At 55.4% G+C, this 12,352-nt stretch carries 10 protein-coding genes; all 10 read right to left on the bottom strand.

Features of this window, described 5'->3' with window-relative positions:
• Positions 1 to 5: 5 nt before the first annotated feature.
• On the bottom strand, positions 6 to 2,369 hold the full coding sequence (locus JW953_13045; protein MBN1993620.1) for a hybrid sensor histidine kinase/response regulator: 2,364 nt from the start codon (positions 2,367 to 2,369) through the stop codon (positions 6 to 8).
• A gap of 38 nt (positions 2,370 to 2,407) precedes the next feature.
• Positions 2,408 to 4,171: a GAF domain-containing protein gene (locus JW953_13040; protein ID MBN1993619.1), complete on the bottom strand. Its 1,764-nt coding sequence runs from the start codon at positions 4,169 to 4,171 to the stop codon at positions 2,408 to 2,410.
• Positions 4,168 to 4,830 carry a purine-binding chemotaxis protein CheW gene (locus JW953_13035; protein MBN1993618.1) on the bottom strand — a complete coding sequence of 221 codons (663 nt, stop codon included), beginning with the start codon at positions 4,828 to 4,830 and terminating at the stop codon, positions 4,168 to 4,170. Before JW953_13035 ends, JW953_13040 begins: the two co-directional genes overlap by 4 nt.
• A gap of 18 nt (positions 4,831 to 4,848) precedes the next feature.
• The gene (locus JW953_13030) at positions 4,849 to 6,516 is read right to left on the bottom strand and encodes a hypothetical protein (GenBank protein MBN1993617.1); all 1,668 of its coding nucleotides are present in this window, start codon (positions 6,514 to 6,516) and stop codon (positions 4,849 to 4,851) included.
• A complete protein-coding gene (locus tag JW953_13025) occupies positions 6,517 to 7,083 on the bottom strand; it encodes a chemotaxis protein CheW (GenBank protein MBN1993616.1) in 567 nt (188 codons plus the stop codon).
• Positions 7,084 to 7,180: 97 nt separating this feature from the next.
• Positions 7,181 to 7,570, bottom strand: coding sequence for a response regulator (locus tag JW953_13020; GenBank protein MBN1993615.1), 390 nt, complete (start codon positions 7,568 to 7,570; stop codon positions 7,181 to 7,183).
• Between the two features lie 117 nt (positions 7,571 to 7,687).
• Entirely contained in the window at positions 7,688 to 8,485 is a 798-nt protein-coding gene (locus JW953_13015) for a response regulator transcription factor (protein MBN1993614.1), read from the bottom strand.
• A gap of 15 nt (positions 8,486 to 8,500) precedes the next feature.
• Positions 8,501 to 10,462 (bottom strand): response regulator, encoded by a 1,962-nt coding sequence (locus JW953_13010; GenBank protein MBN1993613.1) that lies wholly within the window; start codon positions 10,460 to 10,462, stop codon positions 8,501 to 8,503.
• 379 nt (positions 10,463 to 10,841) lie between these two features.
• Positions 10,842 to 11,627, bottom strand: a complete 786-nt coding sequence (locus JW953_13005; protein MBN1993612.1) for an SDR family oxidoreductase — start codon at positions 11,625 to 11,627, stop codon at positions 10,842 to 10,844.
• Between the two features lie 261 nt (positions 11,628 to 11,888).
• The coding region (locus JW953_13000; protein ID MBN1993611.1) for a hypothetical protein at positions 11,889 to 12,352 on the bottom strand (464 nt) is incomplete at its 5' end.

Here is a 12,352-nt window from a genome sequence, read left to right as displayed (position 1 = left end):
CAGCCCTACACCAATTGCTCAATGGTGTCTAACAAATTGCCCTGGTCAAAACTGCTTTTGACAATATAGGCATCCGCGCCCACTTCAATGCCCCGCGCTTTGTCGGCCGGCGAGTCCAGAGAAGTGACCAGGATCACGGGAATATCGGCGTAACGGGTATCGTTTTTGATCCGGCTGGTCAACTCAAAACCGTCCAGCCGGGGCATATTAATATCAGACACAATCAGGTGGGGCAGGCCGTCGGTAGCCAGCACGCCCAGGGCTTCTTTGCCATCGGTCGCCAGTTTGACCTCGTAACCAACCGCTTCCAGGATGTTTTTCTCCAGGGTGCGGGTGGTGATTGAATCGTCTACCACCAGGATGGTTTTACGCTGGTCGGTTTCTTTTTGCTCGGCGTCCGTGGTCACTACCGGGCGGGCGCGGGCGCGGGCGGCCAGTTTAATCAGGTCGGCCACGTGCAGCACCAGGATCACTTCGCCGGAGCCAAGCAGGGTGGCTCCGGCCAAACCGCCCACTTTGGCCAGTTGCCGGCCTAAATTTTTGATCACCACTTCCTGTTCGCCCACCAGGTCGTCAACAATCAGCCCCAACCGCTTTTCGGCAACGGCCACAATCACCACAGTCAGTTGCCGGGCGTCCCTGGAGTCAGGGGGTAACTCCAACAGGTCGGCCAGCCAGGCCACGGCAATCGGCTGGCCCAGGTAGGTGATGGCTTCTTTGCCCTCCACGCTGGCCACGGCTTCGGGTTTTATTTGCAACATCCGCTCTACGCTGGTCAGCGGCAGGGCAAAAGTTTGCTCTCCGGCGCGAACCAGCAGGCCGCGTGAGCTGGCCAGGGTTAAGGGCAGGGTCATGGTAAAGGTAGTGCCCTGCTTGGGTTCAAACTCCACTTCCAGGGTGCCGTGCAGCTCTTCCACGTTGCGGCGCACCACGTCCATGCCCACGCCCCGGCCGGAGATGTCGGTAATAATTCTGCTGGTGGACAGGCCGGAGCTAAAGATAAGATGGGCCACTTCGGTATCGCTGAGTTTGTCGGCTTCGCCCATTCTGAGCAGGCCCTTGCGGATGGCCGAGGCGCGAATAGCTTCCAGGTCCAGGCCCCGCCCATCATCCTTTACCGTGATGATAATGCGGTTTCCCTGCTGGCTGGCCGAGAGGAAGATATTGCCCCGGTCCGGTTTGCCGGACTTTTCGCGCTCAACGGGCGGTTCAAGGCCGTGGTCAACAGCGTTGCGCAGCAGGTGGATGAGCGGGTCTTTGATTTGCTCCAAGACCCGCTTGTCCAGTTCGGTTTCGCCGCCCTCAATGGTCAGGTGCACCTGTTTGTTTTGCTCGCGGGCCACATCGCGCACCATGCGGCCAAAGGTGGTGGTGATGGTGGAGAGGGGCAGCATCCGCACCCGTTTGATCTCCTCTTGCAGTTCATTGATAATCAACGACAATCGCATGGTGTCGTTAGACAATTGGCGATAGAGGGAGTTGGAGCGGGTGTTCAGTGCGCGCAGTTGCTCCTGATTATAGGTGGCAAAGTGGGTGAGGGCTGCCACGTCTTTGCCCTTATCCTGGTGACCGTTGCGGATGAGCCGGTTGTAATGGCTGCGTAAAGCCATCCAATCCTTATGCCATTCGGCGGCCAGCATCTGGAGATCGCGCACCTCGGCCAACCGCTGCTCGGCCCGAATTTTAGCGCCCAGTAGCTCGCTGAATTGAGCCATCAAAGCATCCAACTTGCTCACCGAAACCCGGATGGTTTCGTCAACTTGCGGCCCGACGGGGGGAGGTTGAGCAGCCGGAGCCGGAGTTTCAATTGTTTCTTCGCGCTCCTGTGGTTCGGGCTTTTCTTTCTGGGGAGAACGTTTTGGGGCCTGGCTAACCTCTTTTCGGACCTTGTCGTTTTGCGGCGGTTCGGCTTTACTTTTGGGCAGTTTTGTTTTGGCGCCGTCCGGCGTTATCCCCTGTTCAAGGTTTGTTTTGGCTTCTTCCAAACGCGCCAACAGGGCCAAAACGGCCGCGGGCGGGGTCGAGTCGCCGGCTTCAATCCGCTGCATCACCAATTCAACGGCGTCCAGGGTTTGATACAGCAGGTCAAGCAATTCCGGCGACAGGTCCAACTGCCCCTCTTTAACGCCCAAGAGCAGGTCTTCCAGGGCATGGCCCAGGCTCTCGATAGTCGTCATCCCTACCGCTCGCGCTGCGCCTTTGAGGCTGTGCGCCTCCCGGAAGATTTCTTCCAACAAAGCCTGTCGTTTTTCAGAGGCAGGGTCTTTTTCCAGGGTCAGTAAGCCCTGGGTGATCTTTTCAATGTGCTCACCCTGCTCAATTTTGAAGCTCTCAATTAATTGTTGGCGGATTTTTTCACTGAGTCCCATAGGTCTGTGCCGTTTCCAATCAAAGGAACCTGATCTTCTCAGTTGAGTTTATATCTGGCGACCAAAGTTTCCAGTTGCTGGGCCACGTCGGATAAATCCTGGGCGCTTTTTTCGGCCTGGCGAATAGAGGCCAGGTTTTGCACGGTGGCCTGATTGATATTCTCAATGGCCAGGGCGATTTGCTCCATGCCTGTTGTTTGTTGTTGGGCGCTGGCCACAATCTGCTGGGCGGCATTGGCGCTCTCGGCAATGTTGGCCGCCAATTGTTTGATGGTCTCCCCGGCCTGGCCGGTGAGGTTTACGCCGGTATCTACGCCCTTGGTGCCTTCTTCGGTGGCCATCACGGCGGCGTTGGTGGCCCGTTGGATTTCGTTGAGGATCGCCTTTACCTGGGCTGTAGCCTGTTTGGACTGCTCGGCCAGGTTGCGCACCTCAACGGCCACCACGGCAAAACCTTTGCCATGCTCGCCGGCGCGGGCCGCCTCAACCGAGGCGTTGAGGGCCAGTAAGTTGCTTTGAGAAGCAATGTCGTTGACCGTGGCCGTGATTTCGCCGATTTGTTGCGTTTGTTCGCTCAAGGCCAGGATATTTTCGGCAATGCCTTCCACCTTTTCTTTGATCTGGTTCATACTGCCCACCGTCTCGGTGATGGCCTGCTGGCCGGTTTGGGAAACGTCGCGGGTGCGTTGGGCCTGTTCGGCCACGGCCCGGGCCTTGGTAAAGGCTTGTTCAACAATGGTTTTTACCTCGTCAATGGTGGTTGAGGTTTGGGAGATGGCCGATGATTGCTCGTTGGCGGCGGAAGCCTGCTGGGTGGTGGAAGATAAAATCTCGGCGGCGGCGCGGGTGATGTTGGCCGTAGCCTCGCGGATCTGGCGGGTCATCACTTCCAGGCGCTCCACCATATTGTTCAGGTTTTGGCCCAGGGTGAGCAGGGCGTCTCCTTCCTCGTGGCCGTTCAACGAGAGGCGGGTGGACAGGTCGCCCTCGGCGACCAATTCCACAAAGGCCAGGTAGTCGTCAACCGTGTGTTCCAGATATTGCCGCGCCTCCTGCATTTGGGCAAAAAGGCGCGTATTATGCACGGCAATGGCCACCTGGTTGGCCAAAATTTGGATGGTTTTTTCATCGTCGGGGGTTAAGCCGTTTATTTTTGAGCTTTGCACGTCCAGCACGCCAACCACTTCGTCGCCCAACACCACGGGGACGGCCATTTCGGCGCAAGTATCGGGCAGCACGGGATTGGGCGCCCAACTGGGGTCTTCTTTTACATTGCCCACGTTAATAATTTGTCGCTCGCGGGCCGCGCGGGCCACTAGGCTTTGGGGCGCGTTAATTGAAAATTTGTGCCCCTTGCTTTTTAGCTCTTCCCCGGCCCGGCCATAACCTTCGGCCACGTACAGGTTTTCGCGCGCTTCGTCCACCAAATAGATGTGGATGTGGTAATAATTGAAGGTTTCTTTGGTAATGGTCACCACTTCTTTCATCAGGGTGTTCAGGTCTAAAATACCCGAGAAGCGCTGGCTCAGGTCAATGACCACTTCCAGTTGTTTGGTTTGTTCGGCCATTTGCGCATCTTGAATAGTGATGGCTTTTTGGAGTTGGTTGACCAACACCAGGCCCACCATAATAACCACGGCCAGGGCGATGCTGCTGCTAATAGGGTCTATCCGTAAAGTCATCATATTCATGGTCAAAAGACCGATGATGGCCCCGGCCACAACGGCCAGGATACTCAAGATGATGGCAATGGCCAACACTTTGTGGCGAATGGTCCAATTTGTGCGTTTTAGGACTTTCATAATAATTCCTCCTGTACAATCAATCGCTTATCGTGGAGCAAGGTGTCAAGGTTGAGCACAACGAGCAGGTCGGCGGTAATGCCTTGCATGTATTCCGCCCGAACCCCGGTATGGGTGGTGAGCGGGGGCTGGATATCTTCCTTAAAAATGGTCATCACATCGGCCACTTCGTCGGCCAAAATACCTACTTCTAACATTTGGCCGGAACGGGGGGCGTTGAATGAGCTGAGATCGGTATCGGCCGCCACAACAATTTTAGCCTGGCTGTTTTCCCCCTTGTTTCCCTTTTTAGCGGGATTGGCGGGAAGGGGCAGGTCAAAAAAGGCGCGTAAATCTATCACAGATAAAATTCGGCCCCTGGCGCTAAAAACACCGGCCACAAAATTGGGCGTGCGCGGGACAGGGGTGAGTTGTTCCCGGGGATAGATTTCCCGCACGTTGGTTACCGGAATGCCGTACCGCTCCTTGCCCAGAAAGAAAATGAGCAGGTCCAGGGTTTTGCCCACAGCCGGGGCCGGCGGCTCCTGGGCCAGTTCATAGGCGCGACGAGCCCATATTTCGGCCAGCGCGGCCGGGTCCAGGGTTTCCTCTGCCGGGGCTTCAAATAAATTCAGGTTGATGGGTTGCTGGCGATTGTTGTTTGACTTTTGAGTGGGCATTATTTTTTCCTTAAAGAACTAATTGACAGTCTCCAATTCGCCCAGTACTCGTTGGGCAGCGTCCAACAGGTGTTTGGTTGTAGCGCCGCCCGAATCGGGCACAATGCTGGCGGGGGGCCACCTTTTGAGCACGCTGATGGTATTCAGGCAAGCTCTTTTGGCTTTTCTGGCCTGCCCGGCTTTTTTATAAAGCAGGGCCAGGTGAAAGTGCAGCAGCGGCGCTTCGCGGTCAAGGTAAATGGCCTTTTTGAACATCTCTATGGCTGCTTCCACCCGATTTTCGTGTTCATAAATCAGGCCCAGCACGTAGTAGGCTTCGGGCTGTAGGCTATTCAGTTTTAAGGCGCTTTGGCACCAAAAACGGGCCTTGTCCCAACCACCCAGATTGGCGTAAGCCCGACCCAGCATGCTGTGGGCCGGGACAAAGTAGGGGTTGCTGGCCAGTTTGCGGTGCAGTTCGTCAATGGCCTCTTGCGTTTGCCCTTTGTTCAAAAGCACCCCGGCCACCTGGTAAGGATCCACGTTGGACGAAGGCGGCGCAGACGGAGCTGGCGTATCCCGCCTGGGTTCGGTTTCCGGCGGCGCAGAAGGTGGCGATTGAAAGTCAATACCTTCAGTCAAACTAACCGGCGGTTTCGATGATTTGGGTTTTTGATGGGGTAAATGGGTCCAGCCGGTTTTTTGGTAAAGCACGGTGCCGGATAGAATATGGGTTTGAAAAGCCCGGTAAATGGTGAGGGATGGTTCGGCGTGGCCTACCACCAGCCAGCCGCCATCCAGCAGCGCTTCGTGAAATTTCCGCACCAGATAGCGAGTGGTATCTTCGGTAAAGTAGATGGTGACGTTGCGACACACAATCAGGTCCATGCTCACGGTGTTGTTGTGGATGGCCGGGTATTCATCTTCAATGAGATTGAGCGAGGCAAAAGTAACCATCTGCCGGATATCATCGCGCAGGCGATACCGATCCCGGCTGGGGTGGGCAGACACCGCATTGTCTGCCCCGGTATTTGCGCCCAAATAGCGGGTGAAGTAGCGCGGCCGCAGGGCTTTGGCCCGATTTTCTCGGAATGACCAGTCGGAATAAATGGCTTTTTGAGCGCGTTGCAGGGCGGTTTGATTAATGTCCGTGGCCAGGATGAGAATGTACCACTTATCAATATCCGGCACAAGCTCTTTGAGCAAAATGGCCAGAGAGTAAGGCTCTTCGCCGGTAGCGCAGCCTACGCTCCACACTCTCAACTGGGGCTGAATATCAGGCCCCACCGCCGCCGCTGCGGCCCGCTTGCGCGCAATCAGGGCCGGTAGCACGTGCTCGGCCAGGGCCTTAAATTGGGCTTCGTCGCGGAAGAAATGGGTTTCGCCGATGGTCAGAATGTTAATGAGGCGGCTCATTTCGGCCTCGCCGGTGGGGTTTTCCCGGTCGCACAGCAGGTTGTAATAGCGATCCAGGTTGTGATTGCCATTGGCCGCCAACGGCGACTCGGCCAATGATTTAAGCAAACCTGTTTCTAAATCAACTCGCTTCTTTTCGTGAAAGTGCAGGCCGGTTCGTTCCAGCACCAGGTCCCGAAAACGCAAATAATCCCCATAGCCAAGTTTGAACTCCTGGCCCTGAGAAGAATTTTGGTTTTGGGTTAGTCCTGCGCCAATATGCTGGTTGGCTTCGGGGTTTTCTACTTTCATCTAGCTTTTCCTGCCGTCTTCACCATTCGTCCGGCCCTCACTGCCCAATACATGCGATAATTTGAGTTGTTCCGAGGGATTCAACAAGGCCCGCATGTTGAGGATAAGGATCATTTGCCGGTTGACTTTGGCCACTCCGGCCAGGTGACCGGCCTGGGCCGTCATCTGGCCGGCCAGTTCGGTGGGCACGATTGTTTCGGTTATTTCTACATGTTCGGGCGAAACGTCGAGCACATCCTCCACCATATCTACCACCAGGCCCAACATCCGGCCGGTGCCGTCTATGTCGGTGAGGATGATGGGCGTGTGCAAACCATAGGGTTTTGGCGGCAAGCCAAAACGCTGGCGCAAATCCATCACCGGCACGGCTTTACCCTGGAGATTGATGATACCCTGAATGGTTGCCGGAACATCGGGCAAACGGGTAATAGTGACCATTTCAATGATACGCGCCACGTTGGTTACGGGTAACCCATACACCTGCTCGGCCACCTTAAAAGTGAGCAAGGCCGGCAGATCAAGCTCAGGCCCCGTTTTTTCAGGAGAGGCAATTGTTTTTTGACTCATCAGGCCGATGTTGTCCTCTCTTATGTAAACACGGTTAATTTAAAGATACGCCAACTAAACAAAAAAATCAAGCGACTGTCCCGATCCGACCAAATTCCTAATACGCATGGCTCACAACGTTTGGTTCCAGAGCGGTTTGCACGGCGGTAAGCATGTCTTCCATGGCAAACGGTTTGGTAATATAACTGCTGATGCCTAAATTTTTGGCTTTCAGGGCAACGTCTTCATTCCCATAAGCCGTGATCAAAATGAGTTTTATTTCGGGTTTTTGTTGGATCAAATACTTGGTCAGGGTCAGGCCGTTGATTTCGGGCATCATCAAATCGGTGATCACCAGGTCAAAGGGCTTGGTTTTATTCAGCGCCAGCGCATCTGCGCTTGAATTGCAGACCTCGATTTCATAGTCAGGCCCCAGATCAAGCAAATTTTCAGCCAGTAGAAAAGCCAGGTTGGGTTCATCATCAACAATTAGAATGCGCTTTTTCATTTTTTCTTTCCTTTTTCTGGTTACACAGGACAGTCGCTAATTCTAATTTCTACTATAACAAATTTTATGGTTGATGTGTGACCCGAATCTGACCCAAAATGCACCCGGTTTTGAACCTTATCCTCCCTCAAATTTGTAGCCTACCCCCCGCACGTTGGCAATGTAGGCCTGGCCGTCGGCGGCCTGGCCCAGTTTTTGGCGCAAACGCCCGATGTGGCTTTTGAGCAAGTCACGCGCCTCAGCCCGGTCAACCTGTTGGCCGTGCGTCACTTCGGCCAGTTCCTGGAACGTGTGGGGATGGTTGGGCCGTTTCATCAGCGTTACCAGCAGGCGAAACTCGGTTGGCGTGAGCGAGAGGAGCTGGCCTTCTTTAGTTGCGGTCATGGCTTCCATGTCCAAAATCAGGCCGCCAACCGCCAGCGTGGCGGCGGTTGGCGTAGGCGCAGTATAACGCTCTGTTCGACTCACTGGCGACGAGGTATCCAGGCCCAAACTATCGGCCAATAGGCGCGCCGCCATTTTTTGCCGCAATTTTTGGCGGCGGCGGGCCATGGCCTGGCTCACGCTGCCCAACAGTTCGTCAACATCACACGGTTTCAATAAAAAGTCGCTGCACCCGCGCCGCATGGCCTTAATGGAGATTTCCAGGGTGGCGTGGGCGGTGAGCATAATCAGTTCTGGGGAGTCCGGCAACGCTTGCATGGCGCTCATCAACTCCAAACCGTTGAGGCCGGGCATTTGCAGGTCAATCACGGCCACGTCAACCGCAGTGTTTTCCAGAAAGGCCAGGGCCTCCCGGCCATCGGCGGCAGTGTAAACCCGGTAGCCATGCCCCGTTAGTTCTTCAGATAAAAAGAAGCGCAGGCTGTCTTCGTCGTCTACAATGAGAATGTTGTTTGCTTCAGGCAATTCCATGGTCAATTTCCAGGGTTAAGCGTTATCCTTAACCGGCAAATAAACCGTAAAAGTGCTGCCGGCGCCGGGCTTGCTTTCCACCTCAATGCGCCCGCCGTGCGCTTCCACAATACTGTAGCTGATGGAAAGTCCCAGGCCGGTGCCGGCTTCTTTGGTGGAGAAGAATGGCTCGTAAATTCTATTGAGAATTTCGGGCGATATGCCCCGCCCCGTGTCGGCCAGAGTCGCCGCCGCCAGGTTGTCGGCTGGAAGATGGCGGGTGGTCAAACTCAAGCGTCCGCCGTCGGGCATGGCATCAATGGCGTTCAAAATCAGGTTAAGAAAAACCTGTTTGATCTGGTCGGGGACGACCAGCAGGGGGGGTAAATCTGAACCTAAAGCCAGGGCCGTTTCAATTTGCTGGCGTTGGAGTTGTTTGCTCACCAGAATTAACGTTTCTCTGAGCAATTGATTGAGGTTGGTAGATTTTTTGCCCACCCGGCCGGGGCGAGCAAATTCAAGGGTTTGCAGAGTGGTATCAATGAGACGTTCCACTTCTTTATCCAGGGTGGCCACGTAACGCTGCCGTTTTTCGTCGTCCAGGTTGGGGCGGGCCAGCAGGCGCAGGCCGCTGCGCAGGGCTTGCAGGGGATTGTTGATTTCGTGGGCCAGCGAGGCCAGCAGACGGCCCAGGGCCGACAGTTTTTCGGTTTGCAGCAGTTGCGTTTGCATTTTGTTAGCCAGGGTGACATCCTCTAGCACGTGGATCATCTCGATCAATTCCTGTTCCGGCTCGCCGCCAGGGCCGGTTTTGTAGAGGGGAAACGTTCTCACCCGAAAGGATTTGCCCGGCGCCCAGGGCGGTGAAGCGAACTCCGTGGCCTGCCAGCCCGGACCATTGCCCGGCTCTTCCTCACTGCCGGGCAGCGGCAAATCACCAAGAGTATGGCCCTGCTCGTCAATGGGAATGTGGGTGATGGGCCGGTGGATGAGCGCTTCCACGGTGGTGTTTAACCAGGTAGCCATAGCCTGGTTGGCCCGGGTAATGAGGCCGTCACCGGCCCGGTGGGCCACCAGGCCGTCATTGAAGGTATTAAAAATTGTTTTCCACTCCTGGCGGGCCAGATCAATGGCTTCGTACAGGTAGCGATTTTCCAGGCCCACAGCCAGATAGTTACTCATCACCGTCAGGAAATCCAGATCGTTGGTGGTCAGGTGGCGGGCCGGGCTGGCCAGGCTCATCACCCCCACTTGTTGGCCCTCTGTTTGCAGCAGCAGGTGCAATAGGCTGGCCTGGGTGATGTCCGACACGGCCTTGTTTTGCTCGTTAAGGGCCAACCAGGCTGTCCTGGTCGGGTCGGGCCAGGCCTTGAGGTCAGGCAGCAAAAGAGACTGGCCGATATGAGCCAGGGGGGCCGGCGCGGTATCCGGCCAATCTTCCGGCCGTCGTAGAAAAGCGGCAGGCGCGGGCAATAGCCAGAGCGCCGCGGCCACGGCCCCGGTTTCGGCGCAGGCAATTTTCAGGGCAGCTTCGGCCAACGATTCCAGGCTTTGTTCTGTAACCAGGCGATGGCTGAGGGCGATCAGGGGCAAGTGGGCCTGGAGCCGGGCGTAATCCTGGCGCAAGCGGCGGCGTTCTAGCACCTGGTTGATCACTCTCACCAATTTTCTGTTGTCAAAGGGTTTTAAGATAAAGCCCTCGGCGCCTAAATCTTGGGCCAGTACCGCCGACTCCAGGGTGGCGTAACCCGTCATCATAATGGCGCTGACGTGGTTGTAATCGCTGGCGATGTGTTCCAGCACGGTCAATCCATTCATCACCGGCATGCTAATATCAAGCAGAATTAAATCGTATGGTTCGTTAGCCAGCGCTTCCAGCGCAACCTGGCCGTTGGGGGCCGTGTGGACGGTAAAGCCTTCGTGTTGAAGCGTGATTTCACAGAAATCCCGGATTACTTCTTCATCATCTACAATCAACGCTTTGGTTGGCGTGATCATAATCCTGAATATCCTTGTAGGGTCTAACGAAGCTTTGCCTCAAGTAGATAAGTTTCATGGGTGAGAAATCAGAAATGAGAAAATATAAGGCCCTAAACAAATAACCGGACCAATAATGACCCGGTTGTGTGAAAAATTTATCTTTAGCGACGAGAAAATAACTTTTTGCCAAACTGACACCCTCTTAACCGCCAAATCAAGAAAATCCCTCGCTATCGCGCGGAATGACATGGAGGCTGAGTAGTTATGGCGCATCTTAAATATCAGGGTAAAGCTGGATTGCGGGCCACAATAACTTTTCCTTATATAGTAAACGACATTCTATTAATAGGGTATTGGACATTTGTACTAGAAAAAGTTGGCCGGTTTTAACCAACTCCTAAATCGCTGTCCAGCCGCCGTCAATGGGAATACCCGCCCCGGTGATAAAACTGGCGGCATCGCTGGCCAGAAATACCGCCAGCCCGCCAATTTCAGCCAACTCGCCCCACCGTCCCAGGGGGATTTTGGCGGCAAAGGCCTGGTACTGTTCGGGGTCGTTTAACAGACTGCGATTCATCTCGGTGGCAAAGGGGCCGGGCAGCATAGCGTTGACGGTAATGCCGTAAGGCGCCCATTCCACAGCCAGGGCGCGGGTCAATTGGAGCACGGCTCCTTTGCTGGCCGCATACGAAGTGCGCTGCGGCAGGGCCACGAGCGACATGATAGAGCCAAGGTTGATGACCCGCCCGTATTTCTGCGCTTTTAGATACGGCGCCACTGCCTGGCACATCAACCACACGCCGGTAACGTTGGTATCCTGCACTTGCCGAAAATCCTCTAACGACAATGCCTCAATGGATCCCCGGATATTGATCCCGGCGTTATTGATCAAAATGTCAATCTGGCCAAAATCGGCCAGCACCTGGTTCACCAACGTGGTTACTTGTTCTGGATTGACCACGTCGCAGGCATAGCCCTGGCATGGTTGGCCGGTGGCCGACTGCACTTCTGCCGCAGCCGTTTGGGCCCGCTGCCGGTTGCGGCTGGTGATGGCTACCCTGGCTCCGGCCTCGGCCAGGGCGGTGGCCATCGCCCGGCCCAGGCCTTGATTGCCGCCGGTAACGAGGGCCACGCGGTTATCGAGACGAAAATGATCCAAGATGCTCAAATTTATCCTCCACATTTTATTTAGGAAATGTTGATTTCGACAAGCTCAATCAACATTTTGCGTAAAACCTATATGGTTTATTGTAGCCCATAACGGGTGGAAGGTAAAGGTTAACGGCAGCGCCTGGGGGTTTTGGGGGTCGCTACTCAGGTCAAATCACATTTTAAAATTTCAGACCAACGACGAAGGACGAACGACCGAGTTTCGTCGTTTGTCCTTCGTCATTCGTCGTTAATGACAGGGCCATTAAGGTTGGCCGTGAGTGGTAACCATTTTTTATTCTACCTGCCAAATGTGAACAACCGGCTTGGCCTCATCGCCAAACAGTTCCAGCACGTAGAGCAAGCCGTTGTCCCGGTCATAGGCCACGTCGCCAATGCGGTAGCGGCGCTGGTCGCCCGCACCCAGGTCGGGCAGGTCCCACACGGGAGGATCAAGGTAGAGATGCTCGTCAATGTCTATTGCAGCGTAGGGTTGGGGTTCCCAGGCGTTCAACGTTCCGGCGGCTACCTGGGCCAGGTCGGCCGGATTGTAAAGGATGAACTGGGCGTCAAAGCGAGTGCTCCACCAGCCGCGCAAACTGATGCACGTGCCCGCGTCTGCGTCGCAGCAGCCGGCAAAGTCTTCCGGCGGGCAGGCCGAACCGTCGGCCTGGCGGCAGGTTACAAAGTCGGTCACTTCCGCATCCACGCAGGGGTATTGCGGGCCGGCGGGGTTGAGGTAGCCATACCAATATTTAG

It is taken from the genome of Anaerolineae bacterium (assembly GCA_016931895.1).
GTDB lineage: Bacteria > Chloroflexota > Anaerolineae > 4572-78 > J111 > JAFGNV01.
The sequence above is the reverse complement of the archived record's forward strand: the minus strand, read 5'-3'. Positions and strand labels throughout refer to the sequence as shown.